This window comes from Janthinobacterium rivuli (genome assembly GCF_029690045.1).
GTDB classification, from domain to species: Bacteria; Pseudomonadota; Gammaproteobacteria; order Burkholderiales; family Burkholderiaceae_D; genus Janthinobacterium; species Janthinobacterium rivuli.
Window position 1 is genome coordinate 4,833,644 of record NZ_CP121464.1, and the last position, 25,266, is coordinate 4,858,909.

The following is a 25,266-nucleotide window of genomic DNA, read 5'->3' on the forward strand; positions in this document are numbered from 1 at the left end:
CATCTCAACTGACACGCTCGTAGCCGCCCAGCACGCCCTGCTTCGACAAGACCCATTGCCACAGCTGCAAGTCGCGCGCGCGGAAAGCGCCGGCGCAGGACAGCAGATAGTATGACCACATGCGGTGGAAGCGCTCGCCCAGCTGGCCAGCAAAACGCGGCCACGCCTGCTCAAAGTTCGCATGCCAGGCCATCAGGGTCTTGTCGTAGTCGGCGCCGAAGTTGTGCAAGTCTTCGGCGACGAACAGATCGTCCATGGCGTCGCCGATCTGGCCGATCGACGGCAAGTCGCCATTCGGGAAGATGTATTTGTCGATCCACGGGTCGCACGTGGAATGGCGCTTGTTCTTGCCGATCGTGTGCAGCAGGAACAGGCCGTCATCTTCCAGGCAGCGGTGCGCCACTTCCATGAAGGTGCGGTGATTCTTGTGCCCCACATGCTCGAACATGCCGATGCTGACGATGCGGTCGAATTTTTCATCGGTGTCGCGATAATCCTGCAGGCGGAAGTCCAGCTGCTCGCCGCCCGGCATGCCGCGCGCATAGGCGGCCTGCTCTTGCGAAATCGTCACGCCCACGCACTGCACCTGGTATTTTTCCGCCGCATAGCGCATGAAGCTGCCCCAGCCGCAGCCGATGTCGAGCACGCGCATGCCCGGCTCCAGCCTGAGCTTGCGGCAGATCAGATCGAGCTTGGCTTCCTGCGCCTCGGCCAGGTTGCCCGCATCCTTCCAGTAGCCGCAGGTATATGTCATGCGCGGATCGAGCATGGCCGCATAGAAGGCGTTGCCCAGGTCGTAGTGTTCCTTGCCCACCATCCAGGCGCGCCGCTCCGTCTGCAGGTTGAACAGACGCGCGGTCAGGGTGTGGAAGGCCAGGCGCATGGGGCGCACGTCGTCGGCCACCCTGGCGCGCAGCAGATGGCAAAAGAATTCGTCGAGCTGCTGCGCATCCCAGTCGCCGTCCATGTAGGCTTCACCGAGGCCCAGGTTGCCGCTGGCGAAGGCACGTTCGGGCACACCCCGTTTGCGCAGCTGCATATCCCAGGCGGCGCGGCCATTCAAATGGATGCCGGCCCTGGCCAGCAATCCGGCCGCCTCGCGCGTCAGCCGCGTGTCAAGCCGAAGTTCCGTACTAGCTGCTGGTGCTTGCTGTAACTGTGTCATTTGCTGCGTGTTCATGCCCTGCCGCCTCCAGATGGTTGTCGGTGCTGGCGCCGCGCCAGCCATCAAATTATCCGCCCGCCATCGCCATCTGGATAATGAAACATCGTGGCCATTCATATCAAAATAATTGCTGCAAAATGATTTGAATCAATTAATTTATGGAAATATCTTATACAAGAAGCGCGCCGTAGCATGAAAAAAGCCGCCTGTACGGCGGCTGTTCGGGGCGGGTTAGCGCTACAATCAAAAGTCGTGATTCGATGGATACTTGCTGTAAAAATCGTTATCCCATTTGAAGTTGGTAAATGCCACCGTCATCGAGACGTCGAGCGCTTCGACGAAATGCCAGCAGCCGACGGGCAGGAACAGGATCTCGCCCGGCGCCAGCACGCATTCGCGCACTTGCACGTCGGCCATCAGCGGATAGCGCCGCACATCGATGTCGCGCCCGTCGACGGGGGTAAAACAGTGGCGCTGGTTGTACACGCGCGCCACCTCGCAGGCGGCCATGATGCGCAGCCGCTTGCGCCCTTTGACCTGCGCCATGAAGTTGTTCGTCAGGTCGTGGTGGAACGGCGTCACGGTGCCGGCCGGGCCAAACCATAAAAAACCCGTGGGACCGCCACTCTGCTCCAGGTATTCGGGCAGCTGGCCGATATCGTCCCACAGCTCGCGCAAGGCTTGCCGGTTCTGCGAATTGTTATTCGCCGTCATGTAGAAATCGTTGGTCGCGCCGCTGCCCTCGACCAGGCTGGCGTACTCGCCAAAGGCCATCTTGCGCTTGTGGGCCACGCTGTTCATTTCGTACTGGGCGTCCGCTTCGCGGCCGAACTGCACTTCCACTTCGCGCTGCGCGTAATGCGCGCGGAAATAGGCCGGGCTCCATTTTTCGATGGCGGGCCAGTCGTCCATCATGCCCGTGATGATGACGGGCTGGTTGGTGGAGTAGTACTCGTCGAGGAATTCCTGCGCCGTCAATTTGTCGCGGCGGGGAATCTCGGGTGAACGCAGCTGGTTCAGCTTGCGCTGGATGTCGATCACCCAGTCGCGCTTGGCCAGGCGGTTCGACAGGCGCACGGCACCGGCCAGGTAGGGGCTTTGCAGCGCCAGTTCGATTTCGCGGCGCGCCAGCGGCTCCGCGATGCCGGCCTGTTGCAGCACCGGCATCAGCGCCGACGGGTGGCTGCCCAGCATGAGGTTTTCCGCGATCCAGCTGCGCCATTCGCGGCTCAGCTCCTGTTCCGGATGTTTTACTCCGAATGTCGATACCGCCGCCATCGCCCGTCTCCTGTTTTTTATGTGAACAAGCGGCCGGACAGCAATGCCGCCCGGCCGCGTCTTACTCTACTCCAGTGTTACCGCACTTTCCACACTTCGGTCGCCAGCACGCCATTCGCGTCGCCATCGAGTTCCCACGAGAACGCGCCGCGCAAGCCCTGGTCCTTCACATATTTCACCTTGGTGCCGATGACGGTCGGGTCATCGTAGCTCCACCACTGGCCGCCCGCCCCCGTGTACAGGTACAGCTGCTTGGTCACGGGATGGTAGTAGCGCGTGCCAGCCTTGGCGACGAGGATTTTATAGTCCTCGATGCCCGACTCGTAGGTGCCGGGCGCCGTACCCGTGGCTGCCTGGTACAGGCCATCGCCGTTCGGTCCCGGCGCCACGCCCGTCCAGCCGCGGCCATAGAACGGTATGCCCAGCAGCAGCTTGTCGCGCGGCACGCCGGCGGCAATCATGTACTGCACCGCCTTGTCGCCCACGTATTCGCGCGCCATGCCCGTCGACGGATCGGCAGGGTCGGCAAACAGCTGGGCGTTGAAGTTGGTGCTGTTTTCCCAGCCGCCGTGGAAGTCGTAGGTCATCAGATTAATCCAGTCCATGTACTGCGAGTACAGGGCCGGTTCCGTGTTGTCGATCTTGTCCTTGCCGGCACCGACAGCGGCCGTCAACAGGTAGCGCTTGCCATTGGCTGCGCCCAGCGCATCGAGCTGGCTGCGAAATTCCGCCATCAGCAAGGTGAAGTTGCGCTTGTCGTTGGGGCTGACCGTGTTGTACGGCTGGCCGCCGCCGACCGGATATTCCCAGTCGATGTCGATGCCGTCAAAGATGTTCGCCGCCGCGCCCACGCCGCCGCGACCGCCCTGCACCGGCAAGTTGCCCTTGATGTAGATGTCGATGCAGGAACGCACCATCTGCTTGCGCAGCGCATCGGTGGCGGAACCGACGGAGAAATTCTTCGACCAGCTCCAGCCGCCCAGCGAGATGAACAGTTTCAGGTTCGGGTGCGCCGCCTTGAGTTTTCTCAGCTGCAGGAAGTTGCCCGACAACGGAGCATCCCAAGGGATGGCCTGGCCATCGACGGTACGCTTCGGCGTGCGGATGTAATCGGCCTCGGCATCGCCACCCGTGCCCGCGTCCGGCGAATTCGGATTCGTCGCGCCCGGCTCCGTCTTGGTGATCATGGCGCATTCATAGCCGCCATTTTTCGGATAGATATTGCCGAAAGCGTAGTTGATGAAGGTGAGCTTGTCGGCCACGCCGCTCGTGTGCACGTTCGCCACTTCATAGTCGCGGCCATACACGCCCCACTGCGCGAAGTAGGAACCGACTTCGCGGCCCGTTGGGGTTGGGGTTGGCGTCGGCGTCGGCGTTGGCGTTGGAGTTGGCGTTGGCGTTGGCGTTGGTGTCGGAGTCGGAGTCGGAGTCGGAGTCGGCGTTGGGGTCGGCGTCGGCGTTGGCGTCGGGGTTGGAGTCGGCGTGGTGCTGCAGATCTCCTGGCTGGTCCATGGCTTGCCCGTGCCGGCGGCGCCGCTGCTGGTCGACGGGTTGTCGCCCTGCGTCCAGTAGTTGGCGCGGTAATTCGTGCCCGCATAGCTGACGGTGGCGCCCGCGCTGTAAGCCGTGCCGGCCACCCACGCCAGTGCGCAGGTGCCGCCGGTTGGCGTGGGCGTTGGGGTAGGCGTCGGATTCGGTGTTGGCGCAGGAGTAGGCGTCGGGGTTGGTGTCGGAGTTGGCGTCGGGGTGGGCGTTGGCGTGGTGCCGCCATCGCAGGCGCCGCCCGCGCTCCACAGGCTCGGCGTGGAAACGGGATTCCAACCGGAACCCACGTGATCCGTCTGCGTCACCAGGGCCGTGTAGTTGGCGCCCAGGTAAGTGACCACCGTGCCCGCGTTATACGTGCCGCCCTCTTGCCAAGGCACGCAGGCGACGACCGTGCTGGCCGCCAGCAATTGCGAGCCAGCCGGCGCGCCGGCGTCACCGCCGCCGCATGCCGCCAGCACACCACCACTGGCCAGACATACCATCATGTTCCTGATCGTTTTTTTGAGTATTAAATTTTCCACGTTGTCTCCTGTTCAGGTTTGCGGAAATACCACTCTGCTTCAATAAAAAGCTACCTGTGATTTTGTTTTTTGCAGTTGCAAGAACAGCATGCTGCTGAAAAAATAGGCGGTCAAGTGGTTTTGAAGTGGCCTCAAAGTGGGCAATACCACTTCGTGCAGAAAGCGTAGCGGAAGGTGCAAACGGCGTGTTGTCCTACTGGACAATGAAAAAACGGCAGAGGGAGAATGGAAAAAGACGCTGGAGCGGGAAAAGACAGACCAGTTTTATAACACGCTGTAAGTGGTATTGGGGTGTAGTCAGGCGAAGAGGCTAAAGCTGTCCAAGCGCCCTGAGTAGCCTCGGCGCGCCTGAAAAACGTTCAGAGCAAGGCGCCTTGCCGAAGACAGTACGAATAGTACGGCTAGGCAAGGCAACGCAGCTATGGACGTTTTCTCAGGTGTGCCCTCAGACCAGATCAAACACGGCCATTGACTCCACGTGCGAGGTGTGCGGGAACATGTTCACCACGCCCGCCTTGCTCAGCACATAGCCTGCTTCCAGCGCCAGGATGCCGGCGTCGCGCGCCAGCGTCGACGGGCTGCAAGAGACGTACACGATACGCTTCGGCAGCAGGTCCGGACGCACTTGCGACAGGCCGACCAGCGCCTGGCACAGGGCCATGGCGCCATCGCGCGGCGGGTCGACGAGGATGCGGTCAAACTTGCCCAGCGCGATCAGGTCGTCCGTCGTCACTTCGAACAGGTTGCGCGTCGAGAACGAGGTTTTTTCCGCCAGGCCATTGGCCAGGGCGTTTTCCAGCGCCCGCTCCGTCAGGGTGGTGCTGCCTTCGATACCGACCACTTCGCTGCCCTGTGTGGCCAGCGGCAAGGTGAAATTGCCCAGGCCGCAGAACAGGTCGGCCACGCGGTCCGTCGGCTGCACTTCCAGCAAACGCAGGGCTTTTGATACCAGCACGCGGTTGATGTGGTGGTTCACCTGCGTAAAATCGACGGGCTTGAACGGCATCTTGACGCCGAATTCCGGCAGCAGGTAGTGCAATTGCTTGTCGAGCGGATAGAACGGCACGGCCGTTTCCGGCCCCTTGACCTGCAACCACCATTGCACGCCGTATTCGTCGGCAAAGGCCTTCAATTTCTTTTCATCGTCCGCCGTCAACGGCGCCATGATGCGCAAGACCATGGCGGTGACGTCTTCGCCCACGGCCAGCTCGATCTGCGGCATCTGGTCGAAAATCGACAGCGAAGCGATCAAGCCACGCAGCGGCAGCAGCATGGCGGAGATGTGCGGCGGCAGGATTTCGCAGCTATCCATGTCGGCAACGAAAGCCGATTTCTTTTCATGGAAGCCCACCAGCACGGCGTCTTTCTTCTTGACGTGGCGCACGGACAGGCGCGCGCGGTAGCGGTAGCCCCACGTCGGTCCATACATGGGGCGCATGATGCTTTGCGGACGCACTTTGCCGATATGCCACAAGTTATCTTCCAGCACGCGCTGCTTGATCGCCACCTGCGCCGACGGTTCCAGGTGCTGCATCGAGCAGCCGCCGCAATTGTCGAAATGCTTGCACTTGGGCGTCACGCGCATGGACGATTCGCGGTGCAGCGCCGTCATGCGGGCCATTTCCCAGTTCTTCTTTTTCTTGAACGTCACAAAGCTGACGCGCTCGCCCGGCAATGCGCCTTCGACAAACACGACCTTGCCCGGCGAACCGTCTTCGTTTTCAATATGGCCAACGCCGCGGGCGTCCATGTCGAGCGATTTGATTTCGATGATATTTTCTTGCATAGCGATCAATAGGTAAGAGTGGGCCAGGACGCAGGGCCGCGCTGGAACTTGAAAGAATGGGGGAAAGGTCAGGCGCCGCGAGCGGGGCGTATGATAGCAGATGCGGCCCCGGAAATACCGGGACCGGGCGTCCTACAATAATGAGTCGCGCACGACGCCACGCGCCGCCATGGCCCGCTTCAGTTTAATCAAGGCTTCCTGCTGGATCTGGCGAACTCTCTCTCGCGTCACGCCCATTTCCTCGGCCAGGGTTTCCAGGGTGGCCGGGTCGTCATTGTCGAGGCCGAATCGGCGCATGATGACGACGCGCTGCTTGTCGGGCAGCTTGGTCAGCCAGTCGCGCACCAGCACCGTCATTTCATGGTGTTCCGCGCGCGCGTCCGGGCCGTCCTCGCTGGCGCCGGGCAGCATGTCCATCAGGGACGATTGCGGGTCGTTGTCGAGCGGCGCGTCGAGCGAGGTGGCGTGCTCGGACAGGGCCAGGATATCCTGCACCTCTTCCACGGGACGGCCCACCAGGTGGGCGATATCTTCCGCGGTGGCATCCTTGCCGTCGTGGTGCTGGGCTTCCAGGTGGTATTTGCCGCGCAAAATCTGGTTCAGTTCGCGCACCATGTGCACGGGCAGGCGCACCGTGCGGGCCTGATTCATGATGGCCCGCTCGATGCTCTGGCGTATCCACCAGGTGGCGTAGGTGGAAAAGCGGAAACCGCGTTCGGGCTCGAACTTGTCGATGGCGCGCATCAGGCCGATATTGCCCTCCTCGATCATGTCGAGCAAGACCACGCCGCGGTTGATGTAATGCTTTGCGATCGACACGACGAGGCGCAGATTGTGCTCGATCATGGTTTGCCGGGCTTCAAAATTGCCCTGCTTGGCCAGGGTGGCGTAATGCACCTCTTGCGGCGCCGTCAGCAGGGGCCGCGTGCCAATCTGGTTCAGATAGTGCTGCGTGGTATCGGTCGACAGCTCTGCCGCCAGCACTTTTTTCAGTTCATCGACACTTTCGACCAGCACGCTGACGCTGGCCACCTCGCCGCCCTCGCCCGCGTCGACGGCGTCAATGCCGTCGAGTTCGCCTGCATCGTCCGTCACGACTTCGTCTGCCCCGTCTTCCGGCAGTTCCGGGTCATCGTCCAGCTGGTCGTGCGGCGCGTGTGTCATTGCTTTACCTAACGGTTAGGCAGGAATTTCGAAGGGTCGACAGGCTTGCCCTGCTGGCGGATTTCAAAGTGCAGCTTCACGCGGTCGGCATCGGAATCACCCATTTCGGCGATGGCCTGGCCTTTGTTGACGTTCTGCCCTTCCTTCACCAGGATGCTGCGGTTATGCGCATAGGCCGACAATAAACTATTACTGTGCTTCACGATGACAAGATTACCATAACCACGGATTCCGCTCCCGGCATACATGACTTTTCCCGCGCCGGCAGCCACCACTTGCTGGCCCGCCTTGCCGGCGATATCGACGCCCTTGTTCTTGCCTTCGTCGAAAGTGCCGATGACCTTGCCTTCGGAAGGCCACATCCAGCTGATCTTCTCGTCGCCAGGCGCCGAGGCCGCAGGGGCTGCCGCGGCGGCGGCCGGTGCGGCAGCAACAGTTGCTGCCGGCGCTGGCGCAGGCTTGGCGTCGCCGTTGCCGCCATCGGCGCGCAGCTCGGCCAGGGTGGCGTCGGAATACGCGCGCTTCTCGCCGCGCGGACCCGATTTCTTCGGCACGACAGGCGCGGCCGGCTTGACTTCCGTCACCGGCGGCATGACGATGGCCGACGTTTGTGCGCCGCCCGTGTCGCCAGTCGGCGGCAGCACGCGCAGCACCTGGTCGACCTTGATGTCATTCGGGTTGCTCAAGTCATTCCAGACCACCAGGTCGCGGTAATTCTGGCCGTGCTCGAGGGCGATGCGCAGCAGGGTGTCGCCGCGCTTGACCGTGTAATAGGCCGGGTCGCGGTCGCGCGGATCGCTGGCGGCGGCGCTGCTGCTCGATGGGTGGCGCTCCACGACGGGTGCCTGGACGCCGGTCGTGCCGCAACCGCTCAACAGCGCGGCCAAGGTGATGCTACATAGAAGTATGTTACTTTTCTTAATCATTCGCATGTAATTGTATGTCCTGCTTGCTAGCTGATCCGGGGATCATATGGTGCCCGGGCGCAAAGGCACGAAATGGCAGTCTTCCAGGGTCTGGCTGGTCCATTCCATTTTCCCCACCCGGGTAATGAGTTGTAAGTGTTGCAATTTAGCCCCCACCGGCGCAACCAGACGCCCGCCGGGCGCCAGCTGTTCCAGCAGGGCTTGCGGGACTTCCAGGCCGGCTGCGGCAAGGATGATCCCGTCGAAGGGCGCCGCCTGCGGCAGGCCAAGCATACCATCTCCGTACTGCAAGCGCAGATTCGACACGCGCAACGGGCGCAGATTGGCCTTCGCCAGCTCGTGCAGAGGCCGGATGCGCTCGATGGAATACACCTCTTTCGCCACCAGCGACAGCACCGCCGCCTGGTAGCCGCAGCCCGTGCCGATTTCCAGCACGCGCTGCAGGCTGCCACCCTGGCGCATCACTTCGATCATGCGCGCCACGATGTACGGCTGCGAGATGGTCTGGTGGTGACCGATGGGGAGCGAGGCGTCGATATACGCCTGCGACGCCAGCGCCTCGTCCATGAACATGTGGCGCGGCACGGCTTGCATGGCGTCGAGCACCACCTGGTCCTTGACGCCCTGCTTCGCCACGCGGGCCACCATGGCGCGGCGCACGGCCTCCGAGACGAGCGGATTTTGCCGTGGCGGCGACACCACGGCCGGCTGCGCCCGCTCATTGGCGATGGCTTGCGCGCGCGACGGCGCAATGGCCGCATGCGCGCCATACGGCTGCGCCACGCCGCGCGCCGCGTTTTGCGCCGCATTCTGCGTGGCCGTCTGCGGCGTGGCGATCCGGGACTGGGCCAGCGACTGCCCCCCGCCCGGCCTGGCGGGCTTGCCGGCCAGCGAATCAAGGGTCAGGGGGAAGGTGCGCGGCTTGTCAGTCATAGTGAGCGGTCATGCCAGGCCTTTCGCCAGTGCATCGAGTTGGGTGGTATGGGTCAGGTCGATCTGCAGCGGCGTGATCGATACTTGTCCATGTTCAACAGCATGGAAGTCCGTGCCCGGACCGCCTTCCTTGGCCGCGCCGGCCGGGCCGATCCAGAAGATTTCACGGCCACGCGGATCGAGCGCGCGGATCACGGGCTCGGCCGAATGACGCTTGCCCAGGCGCGTGGCCACCACGCCCTGCATTTGCTCGTAAGGAATGGCGGGAATGTTCACGTTCAGCAGATAGGGTTTCTGCAAGGCGTCAAACTGGCGCTCGACGATTTCCCTGGCCACGCGGGCGGCCGCGTCCAGGTTGGCCCAGCCAAACTGCGACTGGGAAAAGGCGATGGCGGGAATGCCGAACAGATAGCCTTCCGTGGCGGCCGCGACGGTGCCCGAATACAGCGTGTCGTCGCCCATGTTGGGGCCGTTGTTGATGCCGGACACCACCAGGTCGGGGCGCTCGATGAGCATGCCCGTCAGCGCCACGTGCACGCAATCGGTGGGCGTGCCGTTGACAAAATAAAAGCCGTTGGCAGCCTTGTGCACGGACAAGGGCCGGTCCAGGGACAGCGAATTGGACGCGCCCGAACGGTTGCTGTCGGGCGCCACCACGACGATGTCGGCAATGGGGGCGAGCGCGTCGGCCAGGGCCGCCAGGCCAGGCGCCAGGTAACCGTCGTCGTTACTGATAAGAATTCTCATAACGGGATTTTACCCGAAGCAATGCCAACACTGCGCATGCCGCACGCCGATAGACCGCATTATTTGTGCCGCCGCGTGGACATGGCGCGCGGCATCAGCGCTGCTCGATGCGCGCTTCCGACAAGGCTCCCTCCAGCGCCTGCACTTCATCTTCCTGCAAGGCCAGCAAGGCATTCAGGTCGCCTTGCAGCTTGTACATTCTTTTCAGCTGCGCCATGCCGCGCCGGCGCAGCTTGCCCGGCACGCCCGGACGCAGCAGGCAGGACTTCAAATGTTCGGCCAATTCGCCCGCCTGCGCATACTGTTCCCGTTCTATCATGCCTTGCAACATCGAGATCATGCTGGTCAGGGTGTCCGGCTCGGCCCCTTCGTGCCCGTTGGCGCGGCCGGCCAGGATGGTTTCCTGCAAATGCCGCGCACCGTCCAGCACGCTGTCCGCATGCCCCGTGACGGGGGCGTTCAACAGCCGGTCACTGCCGCTGAGCACGGCGTCTTCCAGCAGGCGCGCCGCCTCGCTGTCGCCCTGCTGCTGCAAGGTGCCGGCCAATTGCGTCTTGCTGTGCAAGGTATCGAGGTGGTCTTCGCCCAGCAGGCGCGCATGCACTTCCAGCACCTGCTCCTGCACGCTGCGCGCCGCATCGAGTTCACCGCGCCGCAACAGCGCCTCGGCCAGCTTGCGCTGGCTCATCAGGGTTTCCGGATGATCGAGCCCATGCGTGCGCTCGCGCGCCGCCACCTGGTCTTCATGCAACTGGCGCGCGCCGGCCCAGTCGCCCTGCCCGGCCACGATGTCGGCCAGCAAGTCGCGCGTGGCCAGGGTGGCAGCATGGTCGCTGCCCAGGCGCCGCTCCTGCGCCTGCAGCACGGCGACGAACAGGCGCCGCGCGCCTTCCAGGTCGCCTTCGCGCCCCAGCGCCTGCGCCAGGGCCAGCTTGCTGCGCAAGGTATCGCCATGCTCGGCGCCGAACAGGCGCTCGCGCGCCGCCACCACTGTGGCCAGCACTTGCTGCGCCTGCGCCAGCCGGCCCATGCGCAGCAAGGTGGCGGCGCGGCCATCCATCGCCTCCAGGGTCAGCGGATGCTCGCCGCCCAGCTGGCGCGCATAGCTTGCCAGCACCGCATCCTGCAGCAACAGGGCCGCCGCCAGCTCCCCCTGTAGCAACAGGGTTTTCGCCAGGCAGGCGCGGGCGGCCAGGGTGTCGGGATGCTCGCTGCCCAGCACACGCTCACGCACGTCGAGCACGTCCTCTTCCAGGAAGCGGGCTTCCTCGAGCTTGCCCAACTGGCGCAGCAGGCGCGCCATGCCGCTCTTGCACGCCAGGCTGTCGGGATGCTCCTCACCCAGCAGGCGCACGCGGATCTCGACGCTCTGGCGGAAGGCGTCGAGCGCCAGCGCGCTGCGCCCATCCTTGCGGTACAGCTCACCCAGGCGGGCCAGGTCGCGCGCCAGCGGCAGGGCCACGGCGCGGCCAGGCTCAGCCTGCAAGGCCTGGCGCGCCTCGCTGATGGCCCCCAGCAAGGCGATTTCACGGCTCGATTGCCAGGGAAAGTAGCCGCCCGTCAGCCACTGCAAAAAGGCTTCGAAGGTGCGCGTGAGGGAAAAGCGGTCGCCGCCCTGGTCGATGCGCACGGCCAATTGCTCGCCATACGCAAAGGTTTTCGTCTGCTGCAGCTGGACTTCGTCGAAATAGCTGTCGAGGGCGATCTGCGGCAAGCCGTAGGAACTGCGCAGCAGGCGCTCGAACATGGGCTGGAAGCCGGCGATACCCTTGTGCGCGTCGCCGCGGCGCCACTCGGCGCGCTGCGCCCCGTCGCCCATTTCTATGCGCGAGGGCAAGGGGTAGACGAGCAGCGGACGCTGTTCGTCCTCATGGCTGCGGCGGTACTCGATGGCCCGCGTGACGAGCGCATCGACGCCTTCCAGGCTTTGCCGGTTCGGCGTGAAGACCACCACCAGTTTTTTTGGCAGCAAGGTGGTGCAGATGCCGGCGCTGTCCGTGCGGCCCGTGCGCGAATCGACGAGCACATAGCGGAAATGCTGGGCCAGGGTATCGGCGAAGCAGCGAAACAGGGCCGGGCAGCTGTCGAACAGCTGATCCCAGCGCATCTGCGCCAGGCGCTCGCTGTAGCTGGCGTCGAAGCGCCCCGCGCGCATCAGGTACAGCGGACTGCCCTGGTCGACGCGCACCACGTATTGCTGCCAGTCGATGGCGTCGAGCACGCGCTGGGCCAGGGCGACATCGTCGGCGCTCGAGCCGCGCTTGCCACCCGTCTCCAGGCTGAGGCGCTCGAGCTGCTGGCGGCACGCTTCAAAGAATTCCAGCACGCCCGGTCGCTCCTCATGCTGTTCGAAATAATGGTGCAGGCCCGGCGCTTCCATGTCCCAGTCCAGCATCAGCACGGGCACGCTGGCGTTTTCACGGCGCGCCAGCAGGACGGCGATGTTCGACAGGGCCATGGTGCGGCCGGTACCGCCCTTGTAGGAATAGAAGGTGACGACTTCGCCAGGGGCGCTCAAAGGCGGCAGGGAGAGGCGTTGGCATTCCATGACAGGACCTTTTACGTGATTAACGCGGAAAATGAGGAGGCGGAATGGCGCGCCATTCCGGTGGAATAGCGGGCAACACGAAACGGCTGCAATCGTGGCCGGGCGGTGTTGACCGCTTGAGCAAGTGGTAATGCGTGGCAATGCGCTGCACGATGCGTTCGATGTCGGGCAGGTATTGCGGGTTCGACTTCAGGTCGCCGCTGGCCAGGGTGTAGCCGGAAAAATCGACGTACAGCCCCGATTCCGTGATTTGCGGCGGCAAGCCGTCCGGATGGCGCGTCATGATGATGGGAATGATCAGATGGCTGGGCAAGTCGTACCAGGCGCGCCGCTCCTGCTCGATCAGCTGCATGGCGGCAAATTCGCGCCGCGTGTAGCCGTGCGCTTCATATTTGGGCGTGTACAGCACGATCATGCAGACACTCTGGCACATGGCGCGCGCCACGCGCAGGTCGATATCGTCGCCGCCGCCCAGTTGTTCGCTGTCGATGAACAGGACTTCCTCGCGGTCCAGGTGCGGCTCCAGATAGCAAGCCAGCGCCTCGATGAGGTCATTCTTGAACTTGTTCATGAACGCATATTGGCCGTGCGCGTAGCTCAAGAAACAGCCGTAGCGGATCTCCATGGCATCCCCCTGTTCCCCGTGCGGCCCTGCCATCGCCGCGCCTTGATCCCACAAGGCATGAAGTCACTGTAGACCGCTGAGCAACGGCCTGTTTGCGCTGGCGCAAAGATGTGTCTGGCGTCCTGGACATTCGCAAGAAAGCCAGAAACTGGCGCGATCACGCCGATTTCTGGCATGCCAGGCGCGCAAGGCCGCGCCGTGCAAAAAACGCTACTCGCTTGATAACAAAGGGAAATATGCCGACGCGCGGAGGGCGCCGGCAAGCGGGACTTAAGCGCCCTTGGCGGGCAGGTTGCGGAAGAACTCCACCACTTCGGCGGTGTCGCGCGTGCGCTTGAACGGCGGCAGGCTTTGCCAGATGCGCTTGCCGTACGGCTTGGAGATCAGGCGCGGATCGCAGATCATCAATACGCCCCGGTCGCCCTCGTCGCGGATCAGCCTGCCCGCGCCCTGCTTCAGGTTGATGATGGCTTCCGGCAGCGAATGGTGCATGAAACCGTTCTTGCCCTGCTTTTCCATCACTTCGATGCGCGCGGCCAGCACGGGATCGTCGGGCGGCGCGAACGGCAGCTTGTCGATGATGACGAGCGACAGCGCATCGCCGCGCACGTCGACGCCTTCCCAGAAGCTCTGGCTACCGATCAGCACGCCATTGCCGGCCGCGCGGAACTGATCCAGCAATTCCGTGCGGCCCTTTTCTCCCTGCACGAACAGGGGGAAGTTCAGGCCGCGTTGCTTGAATTCGTCGGCCAGGCGCTCGGCCGCGCGTTTGACGGCGCGCAAGGTGGTGCACAGGAAGAAGGTGCGACCGCCGGCCGCCTCGATGATGGGCAGGGCGCAGTCGATGACGGCGTCCGTGTAGCCCAGCGAGTTCGGTTGCGGCAGGTTTTGCGGCACGAACAGCAAGCCTTGCTGGCCATAGTCGAACGGGCTTGGCCACGTATGCGACGGTTCGCCCGTCAAGCCCATCTGTTCCGAAAAATGCTTGAAATCGTTTTTCACGGCCAGGGTGGCGGAGGTGAAAATCCAGCTGCGCGGCGTGCCTTCGCGCTGGTTGTTGAAGATCGGCGCGATCGACAATGGCGTTTTATGCAATTGCAGGGAGCTGGAAAACGCTTCCACCCAGAACACGGCTTCCTCGCCAGCCGTCACTTTGGCCTTCGGATCGAACTTCCAGCCGCTCAGCTGCTGCGCCAGTTCGACACCGCGCACCCTGCACTGCTCCAAGGTTTCCGCCCGTTCCGCCTGGGTTTCCAGCACGGCCACCATGCCGTCAAGCTCATCCTTGAGGGTGTCGAGCGCGGGGAAGAAGTCGCTCGACAGCGCGATTTGCGGCAGCGACAGGCGCACGATATCCTGCGGGAAGGTCAGGCGCAGGTCGCGCGCCGCCTTTTCCACCACGGTCACGGTCTTGGCCCAGTCGATGCCGCGCGCGTGCGCGAGGCCCTCGGCCAGCACGTCGCGGCACAGTTCCAGGATTTGCGAGGTCGACACCGTGTTACCAAAGAACAAGGTGGCCGTATCGGGCAACTGGTGCGCCTCATCGAAGATGATGGTGTTGGCCGAGGGCAGCAATTCCGCCACGCCCGTGTCTTTCAGGGCCACGTCGGCAAAGAACAAGTGATGGTTGACCACCACCACGTCGGCCTGCTGGGCTTCCTTGCGGGCCTTCATCACAAAACAATCCTGGTAATACTGGCATTCGGCGCCCATGCAGGTGTCGCGCGTGGACGTCACCAGGTTCCAGATCATGGCGTTTTCCGGCACCTTGGCCAGCTCGGCCTTGTCGCCGGAGCTGGTCATCTTGATGAAACGCGAGATTTCACGCAGATGGCCCACGTCGTCGCGCGACGTCATGCGGCCGTTTTGCAGCGTGCGTTCCAGGTGATAGTGACAGACGTAGTTCGAGCGGCCTTTCAGCAGGGCAACGGAAACGGGCGCCTGCAGCGCGGCGCGCACGGTGGGAATGTCGCGCAGGAACAATTGATCCTGCAAGTTCTTCGTCCCGGTGGAAACAATAGTCTTGCCGCCCCACATCAGGGCCGGCACCAGGTAGGCGAAGGTTTTACCGGTGCCCGTGCCCGCCTCGGCGATCAGGGTCGTCTGGCTGTCGATGGCGCTGGCGATGGCTTTCGCCATTTCCGTTTGCGAACGGCGCGGCTTGTAGCTGCCCACGGCCGGACCGAGCGGGCCACCGGCGCCAAACAGGCGCTCGATGTCGGCATCGTGCTTGCCGGGCGCCGCCTGCGGTTCGGCTGGCACATCGGCTGGCAAGGCAGCAGGCTGGCCATCTGGGTTTACTGGCAATAAATTGTGATCGGTCAAAATATACTTAGGTGAAGGCTGGACTGGACGCTACTGGCGCCCCTCAGGCGGGAACGTCGGGCACCAACTGCATTTTCAGCAAGGTGATGTGATCCTTCAATTGCAATTTGCGCTTTTTCAGGCGGCGCAGCTGCAACTCGTCATGGTGGCCATCGAGTATCAGCAACTCGATGACGGCATCGAGGTCGCGGTGTTCCACGTTGAGTTCAATCAGGCGCCGCTCTATTTGCTGTGCATCGCTCATGTGTTGCGTTCCAGGCAGTGTTGGTGACAGTGTTGGGAAACCGGCGCGCGCAGCGTACGCAGGCAGCCATCGTGCGTAGTTTAACCTGCCGCGCGCCTTAGGGCACGCCATTTCCGGCGTGCCCCTGCGCGGGAAGGCTTATTTGGCCGGCGGCACAGGCACAGGCGCAGCAACGGCCGGCGTGCTGGCAGCGGCGGCCGCCTTGGCAGCCTTGGCCTGCGCTTCGGCCTGGCGCTCGGCCAGGCGTTGCGCCACCCGCTTCTGGCGCGCCACGGCGTCAGCCTGTTTTTTCGCATATTGCGCTTCACGGGCCGCGCGGTGCGGCGCATCGGCAGCGTCGGCGGCGGCCTGTTTCGCCACCTTCGCCGCATGCTCGGCTTCGCGCTCGGCAACGCTCTTGCCTTGCGGCTTGGGCGGCGCCGGCTCGGGCGTGACCACTTTCACGGGCTTGGGCACGGCCGCGGCGCGCTGCTCGGCATCGAGGCGCGCGCTTTCCTGCGTGCGGGCCAAATCGATATCGCGCAGGCGCACGGATTCGGCGCGCTTGAAGTAATTCGCTTCCGCTTCGACGGCGCGCAGGCGCACGAGGATCAAACGGCGCTTTTCCTTGGCCGTGTCCAGGCAGTTATTGACGAAAAACTTGTCGTAGCACTCCAGTTCGCGCACGGCAAACTCGTTTTCCGCCGCCGCGCGCTCGCTGGCGACCTGCTTCAGCTTGGCGTCCGCCTCGTCCACCGACAAGGTGGCGGGCACCTGCGGCGCGCCGACCTCATCCAATGCCGGAGCGCCCTGGTGCGCGCAGGCGGACAACGCCAGGACCAGGCCCAGCGCCGCACCCAGCTTGTATAGTGTATTTGCCATCATGTTCCTTATCCCTGCCTCAAACGATCGCGTCGGCCGCGCCGCGCTGTTCTTTTTCCATGTATTCGCGCGATTGCATCTCGATGATACGCGAAACGGTGCGGTGAAACTCGTTGGCCAGCATGCCGTTCGTGTACAGCTCATCAGGCGCCACTTCGGCCGACATGATCAGCTTGACCTTCTGGTCGTAAAACACGTCGATCAGCCAGGTGAAGCGGCGCGCCTCGGACGACTGCGCCGCCGACATGGCCGGTATGCCGGACAATATCACCGTATGGAAGCGGCTGGCGATTTCCAAGTAATCATTTTGCGAGCGGGGACCGCCGCACAGGGTGGCGAAGTCGAACCAGATGATGCCGCCGGCGCGGCGCAGGCAATGGATTTCGCGGCTCTCGATGCGGATGCGCGCATCTTCGTCGGCCGTTTCGGCGATGCGCGTGTAGGCGTCGCGCAGGGCCTTGTCGGTCTCCGCGCCCAGCGGCGTGTAATAACTTTCCACCTGTTCCAGCGCGCGGCCGCGGTAATCGACGCCAGCATCGACGTTCATCACGTCGAGCTTGTCCTTGAGTAGCGCGATGGTCGGCAGCATGCGGTCGCGGTGCAGGCCGTCCGGATACAGCAAGTCCGGATCGTAATTCGAGGTCATGATGAAGGACACGCCGTTGGCGAACAGGGCCGACAGCAGGTTGTACAGGATCATCGCATCGGCGATGTCCGAGACGTGGAATTCATCGAAACAGATCAGGCGGTATTTCTTGGCGATGCGCTTGGCGACCTCGTCGAGCGGGTCGGCCACGCCTTTCAATTCATCGAGCTGCTGGTGCACGCCGCGCATGAACTCGTGGAAGTGCAATCGCGTCTTGCGCACCAGAGGCACGACCGAGTAAAAACTGTCCATCAGGAACGATTTGCCGCGCCCCACCCCACCCCACATGTACACGCCTTTCGGCACGGCGGGACGGTTCAGCAGGCGCTTGAAGGTGCTCGAGCGCTGGCCCTTGTAGGCCACCCACTCGTCATAGCACAGCTGCAGGCGGTCGACCGCGCGCCGCTGGGCGGCATCGGCCTTGAAATCACGCTTCTGCAACGCGTGCTGGTAAAACTCTTCTACGTTCATGGGATTCGCTTTAACGCACAAGGGCGCCGGCGGAAAAAATCCGCGAGCGCCCCTGCTGGACTAACTACAATTAAAAGTTCAACGTGCGCTTGTCAACCGCCAGTGCCGCTTCCTTGGTCGCTTCCGACAGGGATGGGTGAGCGTGGCAGATGCGCGCGATGTCTTCGGCCGAGGCCTTGAATTCCATCGCCACGACGGCTTCGGAAATCAGTTCGGAGGCCATCGGGCCGACGATGTGCACGCCGAGGATTTCATCGGTGGTCGCATCGGCCAGGAATTTCACCATGCCCGAAGTGTCGCCCAGCGCGCGCGCACGGCCGTTGGCCATGAACGGGAAGGTGCCGGCCTTGTAGGCGATGCCTTCGGCCTTCAGGGTTTGCTCGGTCTTGCCGACCCACGCGATTTCCGGCGAAGTATAGATCACCCAAGGAATCGTGTTGAAGTTGGTGTGGCCATGCTGGCCGGCGATACGCTCGGCCACGGCAACGCCTTCTTCTTCGGCCTTGTGCGCCAGCATCGGGCCGCGCACGACGTCGCCCACCGCCCACACGTTCGGCAGGTTGGTCTTGCAGTCGCCGTCGACGGCGATGAAGCCGCGTTCGTCCAGCTGCAGGCCGACTTTATCGGCGCCCAGGCCGTTCGTGTTCGGCGTGCGGCCGATCGAGATGATCAGCTTGTCGAACACGGCTTTTTGCGCTTCGCCCTTGGCGTCAACGAATTCCACGGTGACGTCTTTCTTGCCTGGCGTGATCGCGCCGATCTTGCAACCGAGGTTGATCTTCAAGCCTTGCTTGGTGAACAGCTTCGACGCTTCCTTGGCGATCTGCTCGTCGACAGCGCCCAGGAAGACCGGCAGGCCTTCGAGCACGGTGACGTCGGAACCGAGGCGGCGCCAGACGCTGCCCATTTCCAGGCCGATCACGCCGGCACCGATGACGCCCAGCTTGGCTGGTACGGCGTCGATGGCCAGTGCGCCCGTGTTCGACAGGATCAGTTTCTCGTCGAATGGTGCGCCCGGCAGTTCGCGTGCGTTCGAACCCGTGGCGATGACCACGTGCTTGGCGCTCAGGGTTTCGTTGGCTTCACCCGTCACGCTGATCTCATACGCGCCAGCGGCGGCGGCGGCAAAAGCGGCGCGGCCGTGGAAGAAGGCGATCTTGTTCTTCTTGAACAGGTACAGGATGCCGTCGTTGTTTTGCTTGACGACGGTGTCTTTGCGCTTGAGCATCTGGCCCAGGTTCAGCTTCAGGCCGGCGACGTCGATACCGTGCTCGGCGAAGCTGTGGCCCGCGTGTTCGAAATGCTCGGACGATTGCAGCAGCGCTTTCGACGGGATGCAGCCGACGTTGGTGCAGGTACCGCCAGGCGCGGCGCCGCCCTTGGCGTTCGACCATTCGTCGACGCAAGCGACGGAAAAGCCCAGCTGCGCTGCGCGGATGGCGGCGATGTAGCCGCCAGGGCCCGCACCGATGACAACTACGTCAAATTGTTTAGTACTCATGTTTTGTTATTCCAATCTCTTCGTCTGGTACGAAAATCCACAATAGAAGGTAAATCACCACGCCGAAGCCGAAGGTCAATGTAAACAGGACGAAGACGAGGCGCCAGATCCACGCTTCCATGCCGGAAGCGCGTCCTAGGCCGCCGCAGACGCCGCCAAGCCAGCGGTCGTTGCGCGATCGGCGCAGGCGGTTGAATTCCTGCACCAGGTCGTTCGACGGGCCGGAGTCGGAGGGACTCTCAGATTTGTCCAGGTTGATATTGCTCAGGAGCTTGGCTTTCGCTTGCGCGAATTCCGCGTCGCTCAGGGCGCCCGCCAGGTGCAACTCGTGCAGACGCTTGATTTCTTCAGAGACGTTCATGGGAATCCTCTTTCATTGAGATCAGCCAGCTGCGTCTTCTGGCAAGGGGTATCAGCTACATTGCCCCGGCGGCGACGCCGGGGGACTACGGTGCTTACAGGTCCAGCAACAGGCGTGCAGGATCTTCCAGCGCTTCTTTCATCGCCACCAGGCCCAGGACGGCTTCGCGGCCGTCGATGATGCGGTGGTCGTAGGACATGGCCAGGTAGTTCATCGGACGCACCACGATCTGGCCGTTTTCGACAACAGCGCGGTCTTTGGTCGCATGCACGCCCAGGATGGCCGATTGTGGCGGGTTGATGATCGGGGTCGACAGCATGGAGCCGAAGGTGCCGCCGTTCGAGATCGAGAACGTGCCGCCCGTCAGGTCGTCCAGGGTCAGCTTGCCTTCCTTGGCTTTGGCGCCGAATTCACCGATTTTTTTCTCGATGTCGGCGATCGACAGCTGGTCCGCGTTGCGGATGATAGGCACGACCAGGCCGCGTGGCGAACCGACAGCGATACCGATGTCGAAGTAGCCGTGGTAAACGATGTCGTTGCCGTCAACGGAGGCATTGATGATCGGGTACTTTTTCAGGGCGGCGACGGCGGCCTTGACGAAGAAGGACATGAAGCCCAGCTTGACGCCGTGCTCTTTCTCGAACTTGTCCTTGTACTTGTTGCGCAGGTCGATGACCGGCTGCATGTTCACTTCATTGAACGTGGTCAGGATGGCGTTCGTCGATTGCGATTGCAGCAGGCGCTCGGCGATACGTGCGCGCAGGCGGCTCATCGGCACGCGCTCTTCAGGGCGGTCGCCCAGGCTGGCGGCCGACGGCGTGGCAACTTGTTGCAGCGCTGGCTTGGCAGCGGCTGGCGCCAGTGGCGCGACAGCTGGCTTGGCGGAAGCGGCCAGGGCGTCGCCCTTGGTCACGCGGCCGTCTTTGCCCGAACCGGCAACGTCGCCAGCGGACAGGCCTTTTTCGGACAGGATCTTGGCAGCGGCAGGCATGGCGACATCACCTTTGGTCGCGGCGGCTGGCGCCGAAGCGGTCGATGCGTCTTGCGCAGCGGCAGCCAGGGCTGGTGCAGGCACGGCCGACACTTCCATCGGGCTGACCTTGGCCGAGCCGTCGGTGTCGATGATGGCGATGACTTCGCCGGCAACGACGGTGGCGCCGTCAGCCTTGATGATTTGCACGATCACGCCAGCGGCAGGCGCCGGCAGTTCCAGCACGACTTTGTCGGTTTCGATATCGATCATGTTTTCGTCGCGCGCAACTGCTTCGCCGACTTTCTTGTGCCATGCCAGCAAGGTCGCTTCTGCAACCGATTCCGACAACTGGGGAACTTTGACTTCGATTTGTGCCATGTAAAACTCCGTTTATTTTGTTATTGCGGCGCCGCCCCTGCGTAGCAAGGGCGGCGCTCCGTCATGATGTATGCAAGCAGGCGCCATGCAATCGCATGGCGCCCTTATCCTGCCACTTACTTGGTCAGGATAAAACCCTTCAGCTTCGAGAATGCCGTTTCCAGCAGATCTTTTTGCTGGGCGTAGTGCTTGTCATAGTAACCGACAGCAGGCGACGCCGAAGCGGGACGGCCGGCGTAAGCCAGACGCTGACCCGATTCCAGGCCTTCGAAGATGTTGTGCTGGATCTGGAACCAGGCGCCCTGGTTTTGCGGCTCGTCCTGCGCCCAGACGACTTCGACCAGGTTCGGGAACTTCTTCAGTTCAGCGGCGAACGACTTGTGCGGGAACGGATACAGCTGTTCCAGGCGCACGATGGCCGTGTCGGTCTGGCCACGGGTCTTGCGTGCGTTGACCAGGTCGTAGTAGACCTTGCCCGAGCAGGCGACCACGCGCTTGACTTTCTTGGCGTCGATTTTGTCGTCGACTTCGCCGATGACGGTCTGGAAACCACCCTTGGCCAGGTCGGTCAGCGGCGAACCGGCATCCTTGTTGCGCAACAGCGACTTCGGCGTCAGGATGACCAGCGGCTTGCGGAACTGGCGCACCATCTGGCGGCGCAGCAAATGGAAGATCTGCGAAGCCGTCGTCGGCTGCACCACTTGCATGTTGTTGTCTGCGCACAGCTGCAGGAAACGCTCCGGACGCGCGGACGAGTGCTCAGGACCCTGGCCTTCGTAACCGTGCGGCAGCATCATGACCAGGCCCGAAGCGCGGCCCCACTTCACTTCGCCGGAGCTGATGAACTGGTCGATCACCACTTGCGCGCCGTTGGCAAAGTCGCCGAACTGGGCTTCCCAGATCGTCAGTGTGTTCGGTTCAGCGGTCGAGTAGCCGTATTCGAAGGCCAGTACGGCTTCTTCGGACAGCACCGAGTCGATGACGGTGAACGGCGCCTGGTTGTCCGACACGTTTTGCAGCGGAATGTAGGTACCTGCATCCCAACGCTCGCGGTTTTGATCGTGCAAGACGGCGTGGCGGTGCACGAAGGTGCCGCGGCCGGCGTCCTGGCCCGTCAGGCGGATGGCGTAGCCGGACGATACCAGCGATGCGTAGGCCAGGTGTTCGCCCATGCCCCAGTCCAGGTTCATTTCGCCACGGCCCATGGTGCCACGGTCGCCCAGAACTTTTTCAACCAGCGAGTGGACCTTGAAGTCTTCCGGCACGGTGGTGATGCGGGTGGCAAGGCGTTTCAGTTCCGTCATCGGCACGGCGGTGTCGGCCGAATCGGTCCATTTCTTGTTCAGGAACGGCAGCCAGTCGACGGCGTACTTGTTCTTGAAGTTCGAGATGACCGGATCGACGGTGTGCTTGCCGGCGTCCATGGCGTCGCGGAAGGCGGCCACCATCTTGTCGCCGCCATCGGCAGGGATCACGCCTTGCGCTACCAGCTTGTCCGCATACAGCTTGCGGGTGCCTGGATGCTGGCCGATCTTCTTGTACATCAGTGGCTGCGTCAGTGCCGGCGTATCTTGCTCGTTGTGGCCAAGCTTGCGGTAGCAGATGATGTCGAGGACGATGTCCTTCTTGAATTCCATGCGGTAGTCGAGCGCGATCTGCGTCGCCAGCACCACGGCTTCCGGATCATCGGCGTTGATGTGCAGGACCGGTGCTTCGATCATCTTGACGACGTCCGAGCAGTACAGGGTCGAGCGGGCATCGCGCGGATCCGAGGTGGTGAAACCGATCTGGTTGTTGATCACGATATGCACCGTGCCGCCGGTATGGTAGCCACGGGTTTGCGCCAGATTCAGCGTTTCCATGACCACGCCCTGGCCGGCGAAAGCGGCATCGCCGTGCACCAGGATCGGCAGCACTTGCGCGCCCTGCGCGTCGCCGCGGCGATCCATGCGGGCCTTGACGGAACCTTCGACCACAGGGTTGACGATTTCCAGGTGCGACGGGTTGAACGCCAGCGACAGGTGGACCGGGCCGCCTGCGGTGGAGATGTCCGACGAGAAGCCTTGATGGTATTTCACGTCGCCGGCAGGCAGGTCGTCGCCATGCTTGCCTTCGAATTCTTCGAACAGTTCCTGCGGCGCTTTGCCCAGGGTGTTGACCAGCACGTTCAGGCGGCCGCGGTGGGCCATGCCGATGACGATTTCCTGCACGCCTTTTTCGCCGGCGCGCTGGATGGTTTCATCCATCGAGGCGATGAAGGTTTCGCCGCCTTCCAGGGAGAAGCGCTTCTGGCCCACGTAGCGGGTGTGCAGATAGCGTTCCAGGCCTTCAGCCGCGGTCAGGCGGTCGAGGATGTGGATTTTTTTCTCTGGGGTGAAATTCGGGGTGGAGCGGATCGATTCCAGTTTCTCTTGCAGCCAGCGCTTTTCGGCCGGGTCGGAGATGTACATGAACTCGGCGCCGATCGAACGCGTGTAGGTATCGCGCAGATAGTTGAGCAGATCGCGCAGGGTGGCGGTCTCGGGGCCAAAATAGGTATTGCTGATGTTGAACACGGTGTCCATGTCCGCGTCGGTGAAACCGTAGAAGCTCGGCTCCAGTTCCGGGATCATCGGACGTTCCTGGCGTTGCAGCGGATCCAGGTTGGCCCAGTGCGAACCGAGGTAGCGGTAAGCGGCGATCAGCTGCGTGGCGGCGACGCGCTTGCGGCCCATTTCAGCATCGAAGGAAGCGGTTACTGTGCGGATCGGACCAGCTTTTGCGCGCTCGGCGAACGAGGCGACGACGGAGGCATGCGCCACGTCAGGCTTGTTGGTGCCATCGACGGCAGGCACGTGCTGCATTGCGTCGAAGTAGGAACGCCAGTTATCGGGTACCGAGCCTGGGTTGTTCAGATACGCCTCGTACAGGTCTTCCACGTACGGAGCATTCCCACCGAACAGGTAGGAGTTGGTCGTTAATTGCTGCATATATTGCTCACCTTTCTTCGCGCTTCGCGAGGAATTAGCGGGTTAATCTAACCTTCCGCGACACGGCCTGACCGGTTAGCGGATTGCACATCAAGTTGTGGGGAAGGGCTTTTATATTGCACCAGCATTCTGCATACCGTCATTTAGAATAGCACGCGGTATTGTAACGCAACAACGACTAGTTGAATTTTATTTGGCAAGCAAATGTAAGCTGTGTTGTTGATTTTCCCGGGCTTGCAAGCCTGTCACTGTTATGCTTACAACACATCGGCGACCCTGCCGGCGTGCCGCTTGCGCCCAACTGGTCTGCCCGGCAACGGTGCCGCCGCGATGGCCGCCAGCCAATCGGCATCGCCGGCAAACCACTCCACCAGGAAGTCGAGCATGGTGCGCAACAGGGGCGACATGTGCTGGCGCGACGTATAGACGCCATAGATGCCCATATCCTGCGGCTGGTACGCGGGCAGCAGCTCCACCAGTTGCCCGCTGGCGATCAGCGGCGCGGCCGAAAAGCGCGGCTGCATGGCGATGCCCGCCCCCGCCACCGTGGCCACCAGCAACACCAGCGATTCATTCGCCGACAGGCGGCCGCTGACGGGGACAGTGAGCGCTTCCCCGTCATGTGTAAATTGCCACAGGCTCTTGCCGAAATACGTGTACGTCAGGCAGTTGTGCAGGGCCAGGTCCTCCGCCCGGCGCGGCGTGCCGTGCGCCGCGAGGTACGATGGTGCGGCGCACACCACCGAGGCGCAGCTGGCCAGCTGGCGCGCGATCAGATTCGGCTCGAGCGCGTTGGTGATGCGGATCGCCAGGTCGATGCGCTGCTCCACCAGGTTGACGGCGCGGTTCTCCATCTGCAGGTCGACGGCGGCGCGCGGGTAGCGCCGCAGGTAAGCGGTTACTGCGCCAGCGAGCGCCGTCTGCGCCAAGGATTGCGAGCAGGTGATGCGCAGCAAACCGTGCGGCGTGTCGAGGCCCTCGGGCGAAGTGACGGCCATGGCGCCGGCCACTTCCAGCATCTGCCGGCAGCGCGCCAAGGTGGTCTCGCCCGCATCCGTCAGACTCAGACGGCGGGTGGTGCGATGCAACAGGCGCGCCCCCGCCCACGCTTCCATCTCGGCCAGATAGCGCGTCACCATGGCGCGCGACATGTCGAGCGCCTCGCTGGCGGCCACCATGCTGCCACGCTCGGCGATGGCGACGAATACTTGTGCGGCGGTGATACGGTCCATGCGGTACTCCCTTGATTCGTCCGATCCATGCAACTAAGTATTGCAATCTACCCTATTTGTCGCG

The 25,266-nt window shown here is 62.8% G+C and carries 19 protein-coding genes; all 19 read right to left on the reverse strand.

The features are described 5' to 3' along the window. Positions 1 to 4: 4 nt before the first annotated feature. The 19 genes from cfa to P9875_RS22100 all read right to left on the reverse strand — a co-directional run bounded on the left by cfa (position 5) and on the right by P9875_RS22100 (position 25,202). Positions 5 to 1,165: a cyclopropane fatty acyl phospholipid synthase gene (gene cfa, locus P9875_RS22010; RefSeq protein ID WP_423221859.1), complete on the reverse strand. Its 1,161-nt coding sequence runs from the start codon at positions 1,163 to 1,165 to the stop codon at positions 5 to 7. 243 nt (positions 1,166 to 1,408) lie between these two features. Next, positions 1,409 to 2,443 (reverse strand): cupin-like domain-containing protein, encoded by a 1,035-nt coding sequence (locus tag P9875_RS22015; RefSeq protein ID WP_278316597.1) that lies wholly within the window; start codon positions 2,441 to 2,443, stop codon positions 1,409 to 1,411. A 77-nt stretch (positions 2,444 to 2,520) separates the two neighbouring features. Next, on the reverse strand, positions 2,521 to 4,476 hold the full coding sequence (locus P9875_RS22020) for a glycosyl hydrolase family 18 protein (protein WP_278316598.1): 1,956 nt from the start codon (positions 4,474 to 4,476) through the stop codon (positions 2,521 to 2,523). Between the two features lie 481 nt (positions 4,477 to 4,957). Then, the gene (rlmD, locus tag P9875_RS22025; RefSeq protein ID WP_278316599.1) at positions 4,958 to 6,298 is read right to left on the reverse strand and encodes a 23S rRNA (uracil(1939)-C(5))-methyltransferase RlmD; all 1,341 of its coding nucleotides are present in this window, start codon (positions 6,296 to 6,298) and stop codon (positions 4,958 to 4,960) included. Between the two features lie 132 nt (positions 6,299 to 6,430). After that, positions 6,431 to 7,462, reverse strand: a complete 1,032-nt coding sequence (gene rpoS / locus P9875_RS22030) for an RNA polymerase sigma factor RpoS (RefSeq protein ID WP_278316600.1) — start codon at positions 7,460 to 7,462, stop codon at positions 6,431 to 6,433. A gap of 8 nt (positions 7,463 to 7,470) precedes the next feature. Beyond that, on the reverse strand, positions 7,471 to 8,388 hold the full coding sequence (locus P9875_RS22035; RefSeq protein WP_219308565.1) for a peptidoglycan DD-metalloendopeptidase family protein: 918 nt from the start codon (positions 8,386 to 8,388) through the stop codon (positions 7,471 to 7,473). A gap of 42 nt (positions 8,389 to 8,430) precedes the next feature. Then, a complete protein-coding gene (locus P9875_RS22040; RefSeq protein ID WP_099380782.1) occupies positions 8,431 to 9,321 on the reverse strand; it encodes a protein-L-isoaspartate(D-aspartate) O-methyltransferase in 891 nt (296 codons plus the stop codon). Between the two features lie 9 nt (positions 9,322 to 9,330). Next, positions 9,331 to 10,068: a 5'/3'-nucleotidase SurE gene (gene surE, locus P9875_RS22045; protein WP_034789072.1), complete on the reverse strand. Its 738-nt coding sequence runs from the start codon at positions 10,066 to 10,068 to the stop codon at positions 9,331 to 9,333. 94 nt (positions 10,069 to 10,162) lie between these two features. Continuing rightward, a complete protein-coding gene (locus tag P9875_RS22050; RefSeq protein WP_219307241.1) occupies positions 10,163 to 12,616 on the reverse strand; it encodes a tetratricopeptide repeat protein in 2,454 nt (817 codons plus the stop codon). 19 nt (positions 12,617 to 12,635) lie between these two features. Continuing rightward, positions 12,636 to 13,241 carry a toll/interleukin-1 receptor domain-containing protein gene (locus tag P9875_RS22055; RefSeq protein WP_035820738.1) on the reverse strand — a complete coding sequence of 202 codons (606 nt, stop codon included), beginning with the start codon at positions 13,239 to 13,241 and terminating at the stop codon, positions 12,636 to 12,638. 270 nt (positions 13,242 to 13,511) lie between these two features. Then, a complete protein-coding gene (locus P9875_RS22060) occupies positions 13,512 to 15,566 on the reverse strand; it encodes an ATP-dependent DNA helicase (RefSeq protein WP_423221796.1) in 2,055 nt (684 codons plus the stop codon). Positions 15,567 to 15,609: 43 nt separating this feature from the next. Then, positions 15,610 to 15,810, reverse strand: a complete 201-nt coding sequence (locus P9875_RS22065) for a YdcH family protein (RefSeq protein WP_034752051.1) — start codon at positions 15,808 to 15,810, stop codon at positions 15,610 to 15,612. Between the two features lie 138 nt (positions 15,811 to 15,948). Further along, positions 15,949 to 16,674, reverse strand: coding sequence for a hypothetical protein (locus P9875_RS22070; protein WP_035820743.1), 726 nt, complete (start codon positions 16,672 to 16,674; stop codon positions 15,949 to 15,951). A gap of 16 nt (positions 16,675 to 16,690) precedes the next feature. Beyond that, a complete protein-coding gene (gene zapE, locus P9875_RS22075) occupies positions 16,691 to 17,788 on the reverse strand; it encodes a cell division protein ZapE (protein ID WP_099667077.1) in 1,098 nt (365 codons plus the stop codon). A 70-nt stretch (positions 17,789 to 17,858) separates the two neighbouring features. Continuing rightward, positions 17,859 to 19,289, reverse strand: a complete 1,431-nt coding sequence (lpdA, locus tag P9875_RS22080) for a dihydrolipoyl dehydrogenase (RefSeq protein ID WP_035820749.1) — start codon at positions 19,287 to 19,289, stop codon at positions 17,859 to 17,861. Then, positions 19,279 to 19,650, reverse strand: coding sequence for a PspC domain-containing protein (locus tag P9875_RS22085; protein ID WP_035820750.1), 372 nt, complete (start codon positions 19,648 to 19,650; stop codon positions 19,279 to 19,281). Before P9875_RS22085 ends, lpdA begins: the two co-directional genes overlap by 11 nt. Positions 19,651 to 19,744: 94 nt before the next feature. Beyond that, on the reverse strand, positions 19,745 to 21,001 hold the full coding sequence (odhB, locus tag P9875_RS22090; RefSeq protein WP_099400300.1) for a 2-oxoglutarate dehydrogenase complex dihydrolipoyllysine-residue succinyltransferase: 1,257 nt from the start codon (positions 20,999 to 21,001) through the stop codon (positions 19,745 to 19,747). A 116-nt stretch (positions 21,002 to 21,117) separates the two neighbouring features. Then, the gene (locus tag P9875_RS22095; protein WP_034752063.1) at positions 21,118 to 23,970 is read right to left on the reverse strand and encodes a 2-oxoglutarate dehydrogenase E1 component; all 2,853 of its coding nucleotides are present in this window, start codon (positions 23,968 to 23,970) and stop codon (positions 21,118 to 21,120) included. 257 nt (positions 23,971 to 24,227) lie between these two features. After that, positions 24,228 to 25,202, reverse strand: a complete 975-nt coding sequence (locus tag P9875_RS22100) for a LysR family transcriptional regulator (protein ID WP_176390184.1) — start codon at positions 25,200 to 25,202, stop codon at positions 24,228 to 24,230. Positions 25,203 to 25,266: the final 64 nt, after the last annotated feature.